19 protein-coding genes are annotated in these 17742 nt (G+C 41.4%); 7 read left to right on the forward strand and 12 right to left on the reverse strand.

Features of this window, described 5'->3' with window-relative positions; all coding sequences use genetic code 11:
* Positions 1 to 7 precede the first annotated feature (7 nt).
* The 12 genes from E0F88_RS22660 to E0F88_RS22715 all read right to left on the reverse strand — a co-directional run bounded on the left by E0F88_RS22660 (position 8) and on the right by E0F88_RS22715 (position 11146).
* Positions 8 to 1435 carry a 4Fe-4S binding protein gene (locus E0F88_RS22660; RefSeq protein ID WP_131960563.1) on the reverse strand — a complete coding sequence of 476 codons (1428 nt, stop codon included), beginning with the start codon at positions 1433 to 1435 and terminating at the stop codon, positions 8 to 10.
* A gap of 173 nt (positions 1436 to 1608) precedes the next feature.
* Positions 1609 to 2229, reverse strand: coding sequence for a thioredoxin family protein (locus E0F88_RS22665; protein ID WP_131960564.1), 621 nt, complete (start codon positions 2227 to 2229; stop codon positions 1609 to 1611).
* Positions 2230 to 2272: 43 nt separating this feature from the next.
* Complete coding sequence (locus tag E0F88_RS22670; RefSeq protein ID WP_131960565.1) at positions 2273 to 2725, reverse strand: methylglyoxal synthase; 453 nt, start codon at positions 2723 to 2725, stop codon at positions 2273 to 2275.
* Between the two features lie 26 nt (positions 2726 to 2751).
* Positions 2752 to 3978, reverse strand: a complete 1227-nt coding sequence (locus E0F88_RS22675; protein ID WP_131960566.1) for a glycosyltransferase family 4 protein — start codon at positions 3976 to 3978, stop codon at positions 2752 to 2754.
* Between the two features lie 27 nt (positions 3979 to 4005).
* The gene (locus E0F88_RS22680; protein WP_131960567.1) at positions 4006 to 4326 is read right to left on the reverse strand and encodes a nucleotidyltransferase domain-containing protein; all 321 of its coding nucleotides are present in this window, start codon (positions 4324 to 4326) and stop codon (positions 4006 to 4008) included.
* The gene (locus E0F88_RS22685) at positions 4323 to 4721 is read right to left on the reverse strand and encodes a nucleotidyltransferase substrate binding protein (protein WP_131960568.1); all 399 of its coding nucleotides are present in this window, start codon (positions 4719 to 4721) and stop codon (positions 4323 to 4325) included. Before E0F88_RS22685 ends, E0F88_RS22680 begins: the two co-directional genes overlap by 4 nt.
* A gap of 106 nt (positions 4722 to 4827) precedes the next feature.
* Positions 4828 to 6723, reverse strand: coding sequence for a heparinase II/III family protein (locus E0F88_RS22690; protein WP_131960569.1), 1896 nt, complete (start codon positions 6721 to 6723; stop codon positions 4828 to 4830).
* A 195-nt stretch (positions 6724 to 6918) separates the two neighbouring features.
* Positions 6919 to 7965, reverse strand: a complete 1047-nt coding sequence (locus E0F88_RS22695) for a hemin-degrading factor (protein WP_131960570.1) — start codon at positions 7963 to 7965, stop codon at positions 6919 to 6921.
* Positions 7966 to 8036: 71 nt separating this feature from the next.
* Complete coding sequence (locus E0F88_RS22700; RefSeq protein WP_131960571.1) at positions 8037 to 8831, reverse strand: heme ABC transporter ATP-binding protein; 795 nt, start codon at positions 8829 to 8831, stop codon at positions 8037 to 8039.
* Positions 8828 to 9934 carry a FecCD family ABC transporter permease gene (locus E0F88_RS22705; RefSeq protein WP_131960572.1) on the reverse strand — a complete coding sequence of 369 codons (1107 nt, stop codon included), beginning with the start codon at positions 9932 to 9934 and terminating at the stop codon, positions 8828 to 8830. Before E0F88_RS22705 ends, E0F88_RS22700 begins: the two co-directional genes overlap by 4 nt.
* A gap of 1 nt (position 9935) precedes the next feature.
* Positions 9936 to 10781: a heme/hemin ABC transporter substrate-binding protein gene (locus E0F88_RS22710; RefSeq protein WP_131960573.1), complete on the reverse strand. Its 846-nt coding sequence runs from the start codon at positions 10779 to 10781 to the stop codon at positions 9936 to 9938.
* A 17-nt stretch (positions 10782 to 10798) separates the two neighbouring features.
* Positions 10799 to 11146 (reverse strand): DUF6686 family protein, encoded by a 348-nt coding sequence (locus tag E0F88_RS22715; protein WP_131960574.1) that lies wholly within the window; start codon positions 11144 to 11146, stop codon positions 10799 to 10801.
* Positions 11147 to 11382: 236 nt separating this feature from the next.
* Between E0F88_RS22715 and dctA the strand changes: the two genes are divergently transcribed.
* From dctA to E0F88_RS22745, 7 genes are all read left to right on the forward strand, one after another.
* Positions 11383 to 12648: a C4-dicarboxylate transporter DctA gene (dctA, locus tag E0F88_RS22720; protein ID WP_131960575.1), complete on the forward strand. Its 1266-nt coding sequence runs from the start codon at positions 11383 to 11385 to the stop codon at positions 12646 to 12648.
* Positions 12649 to 12721: 73 nt separating this feature from the next.
* The gene (locus E0F88_RS22725; RefSeq protein ID WP_131960576.1) at positions 12722 to 12952 is read left to right on the forward strand and encodes a DUF433 domain-containing protein; all 231 of its coding nucleotides are present in this window, start codon (positions 12722 to 12724) and stop codon (positions 12950 to 12952) included.
* The gene (locus E0F88_RS34810) at positions 12949 to 13296 is read left to right on the forward strand and encodes a DUF5615 family PIN-like protein (protein WP_165940131.1); all 348 of its coding nucleotides are present in this window, start codon (positions 12949 to 12951) and stop codon (positions 13294 to 13296) included. Before E0F88_RS22725 ends, E0F88_RS34810 begins: the two co-directional genes overlap by 4 nt.
* 87 nt (positions 13297 to 13383) lie before the next feature.
* Positions 13384 to 15117: a M3 family oligoendopeptidase gene (locus tag E0F88_RS22730; RefSeq protein WP_131960577.1), complete on the forward strand. Its 1734-nt coding sequence runs from the start codon at positions 13384 to 13386 to the stop codon at positions 15115 to 15117.
* 76 nt (positions 15118 to 15193) lie between these two features.
* Positions 15194 to 15445 carry a hypothetical protein gene (locus tag E0F88_RS22735; RefSeq protein ID WP_131960578.1) on the forward strand — a complete coding sequence of 84 codons (252 nt, stop codon included), beginning with the start codon at positions 15194 to 15196 and terminating at the stop codon, positions 15443 to 15445.
* Positions 15446 to 15664: 219 nt separating this feature from the next.
* A complete protein-coding gene (locus E0F88_RS22740) occupies positions 15665 to 16741 on the forward strand; it encodes an NAD-dependent epimerase/dehydratase family protein (RefSeq protein ID WP_131960579.1) in 1077 nt (358 codons plus the stop codon).
* A 53-nt stretch (positions 16742 to 16794) separates the two neighbouring features.
* Positions 16795 to 17742 (forward strand): glycosyltransferase, encoded by a 948-nt coding sequence (locus E0F88_RS22745; RefSeq protein ID WP_131960580.1) that lies wholly within the window; start codon positions 16795 to 16797, stop codon positions 17740 to 17742.

Genomic DNA, 17742 nt, shown 5'->3' on the forward strand with positions numbered 1-17742 from the left:
ATTCTGATTATTCTGACTTAGGTTTCGGTTTCATCGTAGGACGGAATGCCGGTTTGGGCTTTGGAATTTCCTCCTGATTATCTTCCGTTACAGGATTGTCTTTTGCTTCAACCGTTTCATTTGTCGCTTCTGAAACAGGATTTTCAATGGGAGAAACAACAGGCGCTGCCTTTGGTTTCATCGTTGGACGAAACGCTGGTTTTGGCTTGGCAACTTCCGCCTCTTCTTTACCTTCGTTTTCAGTACTAATAGCCTTTGCCTCAACAGGTTCATTTACAGTTTCTGAAACAGGATTTTCAATGGGAGAAACAACAGGCGCTGCCTTTGGTTTCATCGTTGGACGAAACGCTGGTTTTGGCTTGGCAACTTCCGCCTCTTCTTTACCTTCGTTTTCAGTACTAATAGCCTTTGCCTCAACAGGTTCATTTACAGTTTCTGAAACAGGATTTTCAGTCGGAGCAAAAGGTATAGCCTTTGGTTTCATTGTAGGACGAAACGCTGGTTTTGGTTTTGGTGTCTCCTCCGCAGTGATTTCAGGAACAGTTTGTATCTCGTCAGCAGGTGCCTCAACCTCTGGCTTCATTGCAGGACGAAATGCTGGTTTGGGCTTTGGTGTCTCTTCTGCGTTGGTTTCAGGAACAAACGGTTCTGCATCAGCAGGTGTTTCCACCTTGGGTTTCATCGATGGTCTGAAAGGAGGCTTGGCAGCCGGCGCTTTTGGACTGTCAGCCTGACCTTCTGTTTCAGATTCCGTTCTGGCAACAACAGGTGCTGTTTTTTTGGGTATAAAGGCAGGTTTAGGAGCAGCAGAAACTTCTTCTTTTGCTTCTGTTTCCTGTGGTTTTGGTTTGATAGTTGGTTTAAATGCCGGACGGGCCGCAGCTGTTCCCGGAGTTACCTCCGATGCCGTTACCGGTTTCTGAGCAGCTTTTAATGCTTCTTTTTCTTTTTGAAACTGATCAAGCAGCCGGCGTTTTTCATCCGCTTCGTCGGCGGTCAAATTGGCGTAATTATAAACCATGTCACGTACATCCAACTCGCTGTAATCGAAGGTCTTGGTCATTGTAAGACATTCCGTTGGACATACTGTCGTACAAAGCCCGCAGTAGCAGCACTTTGCCATATCGATGTCAAACTTAGCCGCATATAAACGGATCGGAGAGCCGTCACTTGCACGGCCTACTTCCTCAATGGCACGAATGGGTTCAATTTCAATACAATCAACAGGACAAACTTTCACACATTTGTCACAGACAATACAATCGTCCATTTCATTGTGCAAGCGGTAACGGCCATTATCGGGAATCGGGACGGTTTCCTGTGGATACTGGATCGTAACCATACCATCCTGCATGTCGAAGAAATTGTCTGAGCGAATATCTGTGGACATGCGGCGCTTACGGGCCTGCCACAAATGCCGCCAGGTCAGCTTCATACCTTTCAGTGTGGTACCAATTCCTTGTGATATATTTTTAAAGTAAGTCGACAATGCTGGAAGATCTCAGTAATCAGTTCAAAATCGTTGAATCGGCTTAATTTCTTATCATGATATCAAGACGAAAAATTAATATCAGCCTATCGCAAAGATAGAGTAAACCGGGCAAAAACTTACTTTTCTGCGAACACTCCTTCAAGAATCTCTGTCAATTCTTTTTGAACCGACTGCGCTTTATCAGCAATGTACCAGCGCTGAATGTCTTCTACAAATTCCTTCATTGTCTGAACGGGATTTGCTTTGTATTGCAGCATCAGCTCATTGGCACCAGCAGGACGCGGTCCCCAGGTGAAAAGTTCGTTAAAATCCTCATCTACGGAAATCAATTTCGGAATAGAGCGACCGCCGTTGGTCGTGTAGGCATCCATCAATTCCGGATTTTCGTCACGAAGCAGCAATTTAACATTGATCAATGGATTGGGTAAGGCCGCAGCTACCAAAACAGGAATATTTTGTGCCGCATCACCGCACCAGGCTTCGGTAAGAATATACCAGGTCTGCGGAATATTAATCTGAGCAACTTTGGCTTTCAAATCTTCACTAATCTCAACTTTCTTATTTAACCGCTGCATTCTGGCCAGGTTCAGCTTGGTATAAAACGCCAGATCTTCTGATTGTTTGGGGCCGGTTGTTCTGTTTTCCAAAACTACTTTTTGCATCAGGAACATGTAATCAGCGTATGAATAGGCGGTTTCTGTTACCGGCAGAGGGAATAAATTTGCTACGTTTTTCATTCAAATATTTTTATAAATGAAACCCGCCGTTTGCTTTTTCAGTTCAGACTTTCCTGTTCAAATAAGTACTATAATCGATCTGAGAAGCAATGTATTCTTCATCCATAAGTGGAGACGTAAAGAGAAAATCAGCAGTAGCACGATTGGAAGCAACCGGAATATTCCAAACCACACAAAGCCTCAGCAATGCTTTTACATCCGGGTCATGCGGCTGGGCCGACATCGGGTCCCAGAAAAAGATCAGCAGATCAATTCTCTCTTCGGCAATCATGGAGCCAACCTGCTGATCACCACCCAGCGGACCGCTTAACAAACGGATGACTGTCTGGTTTAAAGTTTCTTCCAGCAATTTCCCGGTTGTACCGGTTCCGTATAATTCGTTTTTAGCCAGCATTTCACGGTTGGCATAAGCCCATTCCATCAGTTCTGCTTTCCGGTTGTCGTGTGCTACCAAAGCGATACGCTTTCTTGGATGAATATTTCTGAAATTTACCATGGATTTTTACGAGGTTTAATATCGGATTAAAGGCCAACAATGTAGTTTAAATACTGTTGAGCTAATATTTCTCTGTTAAAATTTATTTTGGCAAAAGCATAGCCATTCTCTCCATGTCTTTTAATCAAATCAGGATTGTTTAGATAGTGTCTGACTTTTTTAGCAAAATCTTCGGGATTTTCCGGTTCAATATAAACTCCTGCGTCGGCATCTTCCACAAGTTTTCGTGAAATTCCATCAATAGCCATCAGTACAGGTTTTCTGCAGGAAAAGTAATCAAAAGTTTTATTGGAATAAACGGTTTTAAAAACCTCGGTTTTCTTCAAAATGGAAATTCCCATGTCGGAAGCAAGAATGTACCTGATAGCATCTTTTTTCGAAACTTCATCTACAAAGCGAACATTATCCGATTTTCTATTTACTGCTTCCAGCATTAAATCATCTTTTTTCATTCCGCCGCCAATCAGTAAAAAGCAGACGTTCTCTTCACGCAAAAGCTCAGCCGTAATCAAAATTTGCACAAGAGCATTGGCAATGCCATGTGCCCCGACATAAGTTAGAACAAACTTATTTTCAAAATGATGTTTTATTTTGAACGCTTTTTCGTCGAAGGTTCTGAGCACATTTTCTACCGTTTCAAAATCTGCCGCATTGGGAATGTAGATAATTTTTTCTTCCGGCACTGCTTTAGCAATGAGCTTGTCTTTGAACGCAGGTGTCAGCACACTTATTAATCTGGCTTTTCTATAAACCAGCTTTTCAAACCAGAATGCTAATTTTATTAAGATCTTATTTTTCAAAACGCCGGTTTCAATAGCGGATTCAGGCCAAAGATCTCTGACTTCAAATACAAATGGAACCGCTTTAAAGAATGATAAAACCAAGCCGGCGATGCCTACAAAAAGCGGAGGAGAGCTGACTATTATTAGATCATATTTACTTTTGGTATAAAACAAACCTGCCCGGCTGCTGGAAAATGCGAAGGAAAAATAAGCTAGCAACCGCCCGGTAAAGTTCTTATTATAGTTTGCATAAACCGGGCAACGGATGACAGTAACGCCATCCTTGTTTTTAGTTTTCGAAAAATTTTTTGTTTTGCCCATAGATTTTTGGCTGCTCATGTAGTGAACAGTTCCTGCCAGCACCGTTAGCTCATGCCCGGCCTCTGTCCAGATCCGGCTCATTTCATTCCAGCGCGAACCGCCGCCGGCATTGTCTTCGAGAAAATACTGATGGATGAGGAGAATTCGCATGGAAAAGCGGGCATTTTTAAATATCAATTATTCTGCACCGTTCAAACTCTTTTCATAAAATATCTTTCCAGCCTGATTGATATGTTCAATCAAATCCGGGTTGGATATCTGGTGAAAAATAGAAATGTCAAATGTGTAAGGAAGTAAAAGATCATCTATTTTCAACTCGATTTTGTTTATGACAGACAGATTTAAATCATTACCGAAAAGTGTCAAATCTATGTCCGAGCCATTTCTATAATTCTCTTTCGCTCTTGATCCGTAAAGAACCGCTTTCTCAATCTGAGGAAAAGATGCAAAAACGCTTTGAATACTTTCTACTACCGCCTCCTTTAAACCAAAAATCATAGCAGTGAGTCCATTTTATTTTTAAAAATAACAAACAGCGGATAGGAAAGGGAAAAAATATGCTGCACTATCTCGCTGGCAGTATCTTCGTTGTAGGTGTGACTCGATCGGTTCCTATCTTTAAATAACTCCATCCAGCCATCGCCATCTTCGATCAAGCCTAATTTAAAAGATTCCATGATTGCACTTTTAGACCCATAAATATCCTGGTTACCCTGCTCCTGCAAAAAGTCTTTCATCACATTCCATGCAAGTTCATAGGTGTATTCAAAAGCCTGTATCAGCCCCTGCTGTTCCATTTCATTGAGATCCCCTTTATCAATAAATTTTTTAAGCTGCGAAAGTGCTTTTGAATAATTTGAAAATCTTTGCTTCCAGCGTATGTCTGTAGTCATTTACGATTATTCTTTAAATACATACCGGCAATCGCCAATTCATAAATTACGTCATTTACAACTAAAAGTAACTAATCCTGTTTAACGGAACAAAGCAACATGCTGCTCAGTGCATTCTGATAACAGTTTTGATATAACTCTCCGGAGTACTGAAAACTATTTGCTTACACTCCTTCTTGATTCCATAAAATTGAGAGTACCAACTTTGCTCCACATCCGGCAGTATCTCATTTCCTGTTTTATCAAAAGCCTGTATTGTAAATTTCTCAAAAAACGTTTCCGAGGGATGCCATACTTGTCTCACAGGCAAATTATCAGGTGCATTTTCAATCCAATCCTCCACTTGCCAATACAATTCTCCTGCTCTCTTAAACATTTTTCTTCTGTGTTTAATATCTTTTCCAAGATGCCTGAACCCTTCGAAAAAACCATCAAAAATTATTTTCCCTTCTTCCGTTCTCCATTCTCCTTTGCTCTTTTTAATCCAATCATACCAGACAAAACCGGGTCCTTTTGTCATTTGATCATAATCTCCAAGCATCACCGTATTGTGCGAAGCGGTACCCGAAAAGTAGCCCGTCCATTTTTTATCCGCGTTGTAGCGATAGGAACCCGCATCGCGCATAATATTTTCTCCATCAACCCAAATATCAATATGCAGATTATCAGCCTGAAATGGACGATTTTTATAACTTCCACAACGAAGAAAAGTAATGGTTCCGCTGTCTCTGAGTACGTAATAACCACCCTGTGGGAAGGAAAAGTGTGTTGGGCATGGAGACAGGGGCATAGGTTTGCGAAACTCCCGTGCCCTAACCTCTCTGGCCCAAACGCATGCTAAAACATTAGCCAACGCTGCCAGCTGAGGACGATAATCGCGGAAATGGGCTTCGGTTGAAGGAAAAAATAATGCTCCGTCATTATTCCCATAATTTGGCAGCCAGCCTGTTTTATCATCCTGACAGGTTCTGAGAAAATGCAGTGATTTCCGGGCACGGTCATAGATTATTTCATTCCACTTTTCTCCGTTTGCCTCAGCAATTCCGATTGACCAGGTGAGTAACTGAATGACAACCCGGTGATAATTCATTGAAAACTGAAGGAATGTTCCGTCTTCTTCAATTTGGTACTCAATCTCTTCTTCAAACCAACTTTTCCCTTTTTCCTTCCAACGTGCACTTTCAGGAAAGAAGGGATAAAGCAACCCTGTCAGGTAAAGTCCAAGTGTTTCAGTCAGAGCATGATTATTTCGTACGGCAATTCGTGAAAAGTTAATGTTTTGCTCAACATGCTGTATTTGCCTGTGAATGCTGTTGATGATTTTCTCAAACAGCTCCTCAGTCAACCGATCTGAACGTTTATAATATTGAAGGGCAAAAGTCCAGTTTAAAACACGGAAGGTTATTTCCTGACTGCATTTCCAGTTTGGCCCGCAGTTAACCGGATTGCTGTCTATCCAGTTTTCTATTTTATATAAAACAGAAGAAGACTGGTCTTCCTGAAAATGAAAATCATAACGTATCAGATCATACACAAACGTAAATCGGGACATTTCCCAGATGTACTTTATATCACCTGCTTGTGTTGAAAAATCAGAAATTTCAGACCAATGCTGTGTCTGACCATATTCAAAACCGGTTTCAGGATGTATATGCCAGCCTTTAAACGGACGCCATACAGAGTTGAAAAATTGAAAGTTGCTATTGTGAAGTGCCTCCACCCGCTTTTTTAGTTCGTCAAATGAGTGTGAAAAAGGGGCAGATTCGAATGGCTTATGAAAGAAGAATTTTACCGGCAGATATTGCCAGGACTTCAATATTATAAATTTCTGCTGATCCGAATGTTTTGGAAAACGCAGTTTTAACAAGCCTGTATGTTTCTGAAAGGCAAACCAGAGCCGGAAAGTTACATAACGGAAACCCATGTTCCTGATTAACTCAAATGGCCGGATTTCATGCAGAACATATTTGGCTGTCCGCCAATAATGTATAAAATTTTTCATTCCGGTTATAGTGTGTGTGAAGGAATCTGACAAAAGTCAGGATCCCTTTTCAAAGATAATCATCCGTTGGTTTTTGGAAAATTAATAGCAAAAAAAGGACTGACCCATCCGGATCAGTCCTTTCTAACTACTATGGCGAAATTTATTAACTTAATTATTAGCAATAGCTAGTTTAAACCTGCTGGGCTAATTCTTTTAAAGTTTGATTACCGATTCTTCAACCAGTTTTGTCCATTCCGGCAACTCAGGAATACCCGGCTTACGCTTACCAAAGAATTGATTGAACATTGTCCCCTCCTTGTCGATCAGCTCAATACCTGTTACCAAACCTGCTTCACTCGGCTTTTTTACTACCCAGGCTTCATCAATAGCATCCTCACGTAAATGAAGATTGAACTCAGGATCCATAATGTTTAACCACGGACCCATCACAAAGATTTTTTTGACTGGACCGGTATGTATCTGAATGCAGTTTGGATTTGATACAAAAACCATAATTGGAACCTGTGATTCCGAAGCCGCATCAAACACTGATTTCATACTTTCAGGTTTGATCTGATAGGCGTGACCTTCCGGTGCATTGCGAAGTGCCTGCTTGCGCGAAAGCTTATATTTGCGAAGTAAAGTAAAAAAATCGTGGGTATCTTTCAATGCCAGCCATTCGCTTTGAAACGCTGCCACATCAATATCCGGTGTTGTTTCTTCCTCAGTTTTCTTTTCAGCTTTTGGGGTGATCAAAAGTGCAGTTTCCTGATCCGCAGCTTTGTATTTTTCAACCAGAATATCAAAAGCTTCCTTATTACTTTTTTCAGTCAAATATATTTTATGTGCCGCTTCTCCGTTGCTGTTGAAAAACTGAAAACTGTGACGATCATTTTCTGAAACAGCAAAACCGAATTTCCAGTCTCCCAGAAACATTCGCAAATCGATATCAGGTCCAAGAACTAAACCTACGTGATTGTTGAATGAAACATTTTCGTAAACACCTTTGCGTTCGTGCACCACGTGATCGTTACGTGTTAGTGCCATCACATGACCAAGTGAACCTATTTCTTTTAACAATTCACGAAAATCTCCTTCCAGAAGTGTCACATTTTCGCCGATTCCGGTAGCCACCAGTTCCGCTTCCGTTGTATTTAACTCCTTAGCCGCGTCACGGATTCTGGTTTTAGGGTTTTCTGCTTTAAACGCTGTCCAGCTTCCTTTGAGCTCAGCACGACTTGTTGTGAGGATTGTTTTCATAGTGAATTTATATTTCAAATTTATTATTGACTCTTTGGGTAATTCTATTTAAAATTTTGACAAAATACGACTCATACAGAAGCTTGTACGGGAGCTGTATCCGGCACAATTATTGGAAAATGTGTATGATCCGGCTGGATAATACGTACCGTTAAACCGAATGCAGTTTTAATATTTTCTTCTGTTAACACCGTTTCAGCAGATCCGGACGCAAAAGTTTCTCCACCTTTCATCATCAAAACCTGATCGGCATACTGTAAAGCCAAATTCAGATCATGAACGACGGCAACTACAGCGAAACCTTTTTCCGTCATTTCTTTTGCCAGCTGGAAAGTTTCATACTGATGAAGTAAATCCATACCCGTTGTCGGCTCGTCAAGCAAAATGAGACCTTCTTTAACTTCCCAAATTTGCGCCAAAGTTCTTGCCACCTGCACACGTTGCTGCTCTCCTCCCGACAAGGTTGGAAAAAGGCGATTTTTAAATTCTGATATACCTACTTTTTTCAGACAAAGATCCACGATTTCCAGATCACGCCTGGTTGGCTGTGTATCATAAAACGGGTATCTGCCCATTAAAACGATTTCAAGAACGGTAAAGGCAAGCGTAATTGAATTTTGCTGTGCCAATACAGCACGACGCTGTGCAAGCTCTTTCAGTTTATACTTTTTTAAATCTTTGCCATGAAACGTTATACTTCCCGAAGTAGGTGAATGCTCCCTGGATAACAACTTCATCAAAGTGGATTTCCCTGCTCCGTTAGCGCCGATGATAGACCAAAATTCGCCTGGTTTTGCAGCAAAACTTACGTTACTTAGTAGTTTTCTTCCCTTAACACCGAAATGGACGTTGCTTACCTGGATCATATTTTCCTCCGTTTTTGATCCCAAAGAATATACAGAAAAAAGGGCGTACCCAACATCGCGGTAAGGATTCCAATTGGCAGTTCCGAAGGTGCAACGATTGTTCTCGAAATGGTATCAGCAAGTGTAAGTACAATCGCTCCGCCAATGGCAGAGCCAACCAACAGCATTTTATGGTCCGGACCGAAAGCAGTTCTGATAATATGAGGCACAACAAGCCCTACGAAACCAATCGTACCAGCCACTGCAACCGACGATCCGACGCCCATTGTAGCCAGCACAATGACCTGCCTTTTCAACACAGTCATATTCACTCCCAGTGCAGCAGCCTGGCTTTCACCTAACACCAACAAATTCAAGGCTTTGGATAAGTATGGCATGAATATAACTGAACAAAAAACAAAGGGAGCAACTGCCAAAACGGATGTCCAGTTAGCTCCGCCAAGACTTCCCAGATTCCAGAAAGTAATAGTACGAAGCTGTTCGTCGCTAGCCATGTAAGTCATCAGTCCGGTCATAGCTCCTACAAATGCATTAATGGCAATTCCGCAAAGAAGCATGGTCGTCATTCCGCCTTCACCGGTAAGTTTCGACAGTTGGTAAACCAGTAAAGTAGTAAGTGCAGCGCCTACAAATGCTGCCAAAGAAAGTGTGTATGCACCTCCTATTTCACTGATAACACCAAGATATTTAACGTTGAGCATAATGACAATAACAGCAAACAGCGACGCTCCGGATGTAACACCAATAAGCGTTGAATCAGCAATAGGATTTCGGAAAAGCCCCTGAAGCGAGGCACCAGCGATTCCCAAACCTGCTCCGACCAGCACTGCCAGGCAAACACGGGGCAACCGGATGATCCAAAAAACAAGCGCTTTTTGCTCTTCGAATTTAGCGACGTTTGTCAGTCCGGTTTTGAAAGCGATAATCTGCCAGAGTTCCGCAAGGGAAATAGATAACGCACCTATGCAAGCCGAAAAAATGACGCAGGCAAGCAAAACAATTCCCAACACCGTACCTACCCAAAATACGGACGCTTTCCGTTTTGCAGGCAGGCCGGGTGCTAAGAAGGTTGTTTCCGGTTTATTGAGTGTCTGAGCCTGCATGTTACCTTATTTTTTGTACAAGTTCAATCGCTGCCTTTCCCAGACGCGGACCAAATCCAGTTAAAAACTGACCGTCCATCGATACTATTTTTTTATTTCTGCCGGCGTTGGTATTAGCAATTCCCGGAACTTTAAGAAGTCCTTCGGCACCATCGACACTTTCGAGTCCGCTGGTAAACAAAACCAGTACATCCGGATTGGCTGCTAAAAGAGATTCGGCTGTAAGTGGTTTAAATTCTGTAAATCCCTGAACGGCATTTTTATTTCCTGTTAAAATAAATAGTTTATCCAGGGATGTTCCGGTCCCTGAAACCATCAGTGTTCCGGTTCCGCGGGCATATATAAACAGCAGTTTTTTAGGAGTGGCCGGTTTGGCAATTTTCGCAAGATCCGCTTCCAGCGTTTTAACCATTTTTTCAGCCTGCGGTTTGGCATTAAAGTAAGCTCCTACTTCGCGTATCAGCTTTACTGCCCCTTCTTTGGAATATTCATGTTTAAATTCAACCACTTTTTTACCACTGCTAGTCAATTGTTTGATCACAGAAGGCGAAAGCATACTTTGATCGGTGTAAAGAATTACGTCAGGATTCAGTGCAATAATACCCTCCGCAGAAATACTCCTGTTGTGACCGACTTTTGGTATTTTGGATAAGGATGCAGGATAAGTACTGGTGATGTCCACGCCTACCAGCTGACTTTCCAAACCGAGGCCTGAAATAATTTCACTCAGCGTGCCATTTACAGATACAATCCGAAGCGGCTTGGATGCATAACCGGTTATTGATCCAAAGACCGTTAGTAGTAAGCATAGAGAAAAAAATATTTTTGAAAACGCAGGTCTTAACATTAGAGAAAATTTTAAATCTATTTGTTGTGGGCAAAAATTCTGTCAATTTCCAATGCCAGAAGTGTTTCCTGAAAAAGCCCTTTTATTTCTTCAATCTCTTCTTCTGTAAACGATAACATAAAGTTTGGAATAGGAGAAGGAAACAAAATATTTTTACCGTTGGGCAAGGGACTTTCCAACGAATGAACATGCTGCTTATCATACAAGATCGAGCAGAAACCATTTAAGCCTTCCTCCGAAAACAGGAACAGAAAGTTTCCAAAAACAAAATTGTAATGATCGCAGCAATTGCAACGGCCGATGTAACCATTGGCCGACTGGCTAAGAATACGTAATGTGCTGTAAGAATGGGAATCGTCGTGCATAACTGCCTATGAATAAATTGCCATAAGATGATACTTGTCCGGAATTTGATTTCGCCATTACTTCAATACAGGCAAATATAAGCTATTTATTTAGACCAAGTATAAACAATATTAAAAAATTACTTTTCTTGTCCGGGATTCCGGCGTGAGCAGTTAATTATTGTATCTTCAAAAATTACATCACCGCCGCACGCTGGTCCTTATGCTGTTTATCTACTCCTAAACGTTACCAAAGTTTGAAAAAGTTATTTACCAACCTTACATTCTGGGTTCTTACTGCTATTACCTGCGGCGCACTTCTTGGCCATTATTACCCACAAAAAGGAATTGAAATGGAGTTCCTGGGGAAAGGGTTTATCCAGGTTGTAAAAATATTTATCAACCCCATTATTTTCCTGACAATTACCCTGGGAATCATCGGGATGGGCGACCTGAAAAAAGTTGGAAAGGTTGGAGCAAAGGCACTTTTGTATTTTGAAGTAGTAACTACCCTGGCGCTGATTGTCGGTGTCGTGATTGCTAATGTTATCCGGCCGGGCGATGGAGTTGTAACGGCAAATCTTCAAAAGGGTGATATTTCGGTTTATGCAAATAAGGTGCAGGATTTTAGCTGGTTACAGTTTTTCCTGGATAACGTTACGCTCCAGGTTCTGCTGGTTTCGCTGGTTTTAGGAACGGTATTGAGTAAATATTCTGGAAAGGATAAAATTATTCACTGGCTTGGTTTCGCTTCAAAATATGTTTTTAAAGCCCTTCACTGGGTTATGATATTTGCTCCGATCGGTGCATTTGGCGGAATGGCCTTCACGATCGGGAAATATGGTATTGCCACTTTGCTTCCGCTTGGCAAGCTGATGGTTACCGTTTATGCCACAATGGCGATCTTTATTTTTGGTATTTTAGGATTAATCTTAAGAACCTATAAAATCAACATCTGGTCTTTCCTGAAATACATCCGCGAAGAATTACTGATCGTTTTGGGAACATCTTCATCCGAAGCCGCATTGCCATCGGTGATGGAAAAACTCGAACGAATGGGATGTTCCAAACCGGTAGTGGGTCTTGTTGTCCCGGCCGGTTATTCCTTTAACTTAGACGGTACAACAATATACCTTTCCATGGCAACCATCTTTTTGGCCCAGGTATTTGATGTTCATCTGACAATGGGGCAAATTCTTTCTGTAATTGGTATTCTAATGGTTACGTCCAAAGGTGCTGCCGGTGTCACAGGAAGCGGTTTCGTTGTTCTTGCATCTACACTTACCGCCATTAAAGTGATCCCGCTCGAAGGTCTTGCGTTGCTGCTGGGTGTAGACAGGTTTATGTCAGAAGCACGGGCTATCACCAACATCATCGGAAACGGAGTGGCTACGATCTGGCTGGCTAACAATGAAAAAGAGTTCGACCGCGAGAAAATGCATTACGCTTTTGCCAATGTGAGGGAAACAGAAAATATTGTTACCGATAATCTGACGGATGTTACGCAGCAGAAATTAAGCTAACTATCCAACACTTAGATTGGATATAAATTCATTAATTTCTTAACTTTATTTTTCATTATAAGTAATCACACTTATGAATTATAGAGACCATATTGTTTCGGATCACAAAGTGATGTTAGGCAAACCTGTCATAAAGGGGACAAGGCTATCTGTTGAATTGATTTTACGTAAATTGGGTGAAGGTGTTACGACAGAGCAATTATTGGCGATGTATCCCGATTTAGAAAGAGAAGCGATACAGGCAGTTTTAATATATGCTGCCAAACTTGTCGCCAATGAGGAAAATATTGAATCGGCTGCGTGATACTTGCAGATGAAAATATTGATCACAAACTCATTAAAGAATTGCGACTTGCAGGATTCGACGTATTTTCGATCTATGAATCCAGGCGAGGTAGTCCTGACGAATCTATTATAGAAATGTCAAGAAATCCTCCCAAAATAATTCTCACTGAAGATAAAGATTTTGGCGAATGGGTATATGCGCATAACGTCAAGGACATTAGTGTTTTATTCCTTAGATACCACTTTAAGGACACTGACTCAATAGTTAAAATCTTATTAGAACTCCTTTCCAAGCAGCGGGAAAATTTATTCGGCCATTTTACCACTGTTACCATACATAAGATCCGCTCCCGTCCTTTTTAATCTTTATGATTATTCGGAAAGCGTTTCTCCTTGCACTTTCGCTTCATTCCGCCTTACCTTTGGACAACCATAATTGTAACCAGAGAAATGACAAACGAAGAAACAATAAATATTCCAATACGCGCCTCACGTGTATTCATAGGTGAAGAATTTGAACTAAAAAAATGGGAAGATTTACAGCCCCTATATGAAAATCTGCAAAAAAGGGAAATTAATTCCGTTGATGAACTTCGCCAATGGTTTTTGAATCGCAGTGAGCTCGAATCCTATCTTTCTGAAAACTTTGCCTGGCGTTATATCCGCCAAACCTGCGACACGGCCAACACTGGTCTGATTAATGCACTTCAATTTTTTATTACTGAAATTCAGCCAAAATTATCAGAGTATGGTAATGAGCTGGACAAGAAAATCATAGGCAATCAGTTTCTTGATCAACTGACAGACAAAGGTTTTGATATTACACTTCGCGGTATGAAAAAAGCAATTGAGCTTTTCCGGGAAGAAAATATTCCTGTAATCACCGAAATGCAGACTGAGGAACGCAAGTATGGCGCTATTGCCGGTGCCATGACTGTTACCCTCGACGGCGAGGAAATGACTTTGCAGAAAGCAGCAGACCGCCTTCAGTCAACCGACCGCGCTACCCGGGAAGAAGCATGGCGGGCAATCAACGGGCGTCGTTACGATGACCACAAAAAACTGGACGAACTTTTAAACAAACTGGTCGAATTAAGAAGTACCGTTGCTAAAAATGCGGGGTTCGAAAACTACCGGGATTATATGTTCGCAGCCATGGGCCGGTTTGATTACACTCCTCAGGATTGTTTTGACTTTCATGCATCCGTAAAAGAAGCAGTTGTTCCTTTGCTTGACGATATGGCAGCCAGCCGTAAAGATGCATTAAAAGTGGATGCACTTCGTCCGTGGGATACAAAAGTTGACCCGAAAGGCCTGGATCCGCTAAAACCTTTTGCAACCGGCGAAGAATTACTGGACAAAACGATCCGCTGCTTCAGCCGCCTGGATCCATTCCTGGGTAACTGTTTACGGACAATGAAAACCATGAAACATCTGGATCTGGAATCAAGAAAAGGCAAAGCACCAGGTGGCTACAATTATCCTTTGGATGAAATTGGTGTTCCGTTTATTTTCATGAACGCAACTTCCAACCTGCGCGATATGATTACGCTTTTACACGAAGGCGGCCATGCGGTCCATTCTCTGGTAACGCGTGATCTGGCGCTTAACTCTTTCAAACATACCCCCTCAGAGGTAGCTGAACTTGCTTCGATGTCCATGGAGCTGATCACGATGGATTTTTGGGATGAGTTTTTTGATAACGAAGAAGATTTAAAACGTGCAAAAATTCAGCATCTAGAATCAATTATAGAAACTTTGCCATGGGTTGCTACGGTAGATAAGTTTCAGCACTGGATGTATGAAAATCCAAACCATACGGCTGAGCAGCGCACAGAGCAATGGGTAAAGATTTACAGCGATTTTACAGATACAGTGATGGACTGGTCCGGTCTGGAAACCTTCAGTGAATATCTGTGGCAGCGACAGCTTCATATTTACGAGGTTCCTTTTTACTACATAGAATACGGAATTGCACAGCTGGGAGCGATTGGTGTCTGGAAAAATTATCGTGAAAACCCTGAGGCAGGTCTGAAAGGGTATATGGATGCACTTAAACTAGGCTACACCGCACCAATTACTGAAATATACCAGGCAGCGAATATTTCGTTCGATTTTTCACAAAAAAACATCACCGAACTGATGGATTTTGTGAAGACTGAGCTGGAAAGATTAAAAATTTGACAAATAGGAACGCACAATTTGGTCGTTATTAAAAAGGCACCTATTTTTGTGCATATTACTATGAACCAGTAACGAGATGAAATTTAGTAAAGTAGTTGCATTTGTTGCCTGTATAGCACTTTTGTCTTCCTGTGATTATCAGAAATACAATCATATCGGTCAGAAAGATGTGAACGTAGCAAATTCTTATGTATACGGAGCAGGGCCTGATTCTTTGCCAAGACAAATGGCAAATAAGTATACTGCCCAGCCGGAGCTTGAAACACGTGTTAATGCAATTCGGGAAAGGCTTTACAGCGGAGCAACCAGCGCGGTTGTGAAACAGTAACAGGTACCGTTATAAAAATATATTTCGGGATATCCTCAAAGCTGGGGATATCTTTTTTTATGTCTTATGATTACTTCCAATTGCATTAAAAGTTATACGATTATTCAGTGGTTGGGATAATTGTGTGTTTTTATTTTACTTTACATTCTTATGTATACACACAGCGAATTTATAGTATTATTCTAACAACAAATTTAAAAAACACATCTAATACTTATCATGAGCATAGCGCTAGTAACCGGTTCTGCCGGATTAATAGGAAGCGAATCAGTTGCATTCCTTGCTGATAAATTTGATCTTATTATTGGAGTTGATAATAATCTCCGTCAATATTTTTTCGGAACCGACGGAAATACAGAATGGAACCGTAACCGGATTCAGGACGCATTTAATAACTATAAACACTACTCTGCTGACATTCGTGAGGTAAGCCAGCTGGAACCAATATTTAAAGAATACGGAACGGATATTAAGCTAATTATACATGCAGCGGCACAGCCAAGCCACGACTGGGCTGCGCGGGAGCCGTTTACGGATTTTGGTGTAAATGCAACAGGCACACTTAACATGCTGGAAATGACACGCCTGCATGCGCCTGAGGCTGTGTTTATCTTTACTTCTACAAACAAGGTTTATGGTGATAACCCAAATTATCTTCCTCTGATAGAATTGGAAACACGTTGGGAAATCGATGAAAATCACCCGTATTTTGAGAATGGAATTGATGAAAGCCACAGTATAGACCACACTAAACACTCCATCTTTGGTGCTTCAAAGGTTGCAGCTGATATTATGGTGCAGGAATACGGAAAATATTTTGGCATGAAAACTGCAGTATTCCGTGGTGGCTGTCTTACAGGCCCAAATCACTCAGGAGCACAGTTACATGGCTTCCTTGCCTATTTGATGAAATGTGCAATTACAGGTAATCACTATACGATATTTGGTTACAAGGGCAAACAGGTTCGCGATAACATTCACAGCCATGACCTGGTAAACATGTTCTGGCACTTTTACCAGAATCCACGCCCGGGCGAAGTTTACAACGCAGGAGGTGGACGTTTTGCAAACTGTTCGATGATTGAGGCAATTGCACTTTGCGAAACCATAACGGGCAATAAACTTTCATACTCCTATTCAGATACCAACCGTGTAGGCGATCACATCTGGTACGTAAGTGATCTTACCAAGTTTAAAGCACATTATCCGGGCTGGAACTGGGAGTTTGGCCTGGTAGAAACATTAACACAGATACACGACGGAATATCTTCCCGTTTAGGAGTTAAAACCGTTTAAATAAAAAGACCTTCGAAGGTTTATAATCTTCGAAGGTCTTTAAACCTCCCTATATGCCAGACCATTTTGTAATTATCATTCCCCAATTCAACGACTGGGAGGCGCTGAATCTTCTTATTGAAAAGATTAATGAAGATGTGGATTTCCAAATTCTGGAAAACACAACGCTTTTAATAGTCGATGACTGTTCTTCCAGATACCGTACCACTCCGTTTCCTGCATTTAAAGGACGCGAAATTAGGGTTTTAAGGCTTTACCGAAATCTTGGTCATCAGAAAGCAATCGCTATTGGCCTTTCCTGGGTGGCGCAGAACTTGCCGGCAGAAAAAATTATTGTAATGGATGCTGACGGAGAAGATGCCCCCGGGGACATAAATAAACTTGCTGCAAGATCATTAAAAGAGCCTGATAAAATCATCTTTGCCGAAAGAAATAAACGTACCGAAAACTTTATGTTTCGTGCGTTTTATGTCATTTACAAAATGGTTTTCCAGCTACTAACAGGTAAGGTTATTACTTTTGGGAATTTTAGTCTGGTTCCTCAGCAACGGTTGCAAAATCTGGTACGTGTTTCAGAAATTTGGAATAACTATCCTGGTGGAATTATAAAATCCAGAATACCATATGACTCCGTGCTGACGAACAGAGCCAAGCGGCTGGCAGGAGAAAGTAAGATGAATTTTGTCTCACTGGTCCTTCATGGTTTGAGTGCAATATCGGTTATGGTGGATACAACAGCGGTTCGTATTTTAATCTTCTCGATGCTGATGTCCGCAGTTTCGGTTGCTTTTATCTGTATTATTCTTTTCTTAAAATTTATAGGAAATGCTACTCCGGGATGGGCATCTACTTTAGGGAGTACACTTGTGATTCTCATGCTCCAATCCTTTATGATATCGCTTTTCCTGGTTTTTATGGTTTTGCAATATCGCTCTCAGCAGCATTTTATTCCAGCCGTACATTATCGGGATTTTGTTGAAAAAGTAGAGTCTTTCAGCTAG

The sequence above is a fragment of the Dyadobacter psychrotolerans genome, assembly GCF_004349265.1.
In the GTDB taxonomy this organism is placed as follows: Bacteria; Bacteroidota; Bacteroidia; order Cytophagales; family Spirosomataceae; genus Dyadobacter; species Dyadobacter psychrotolerans.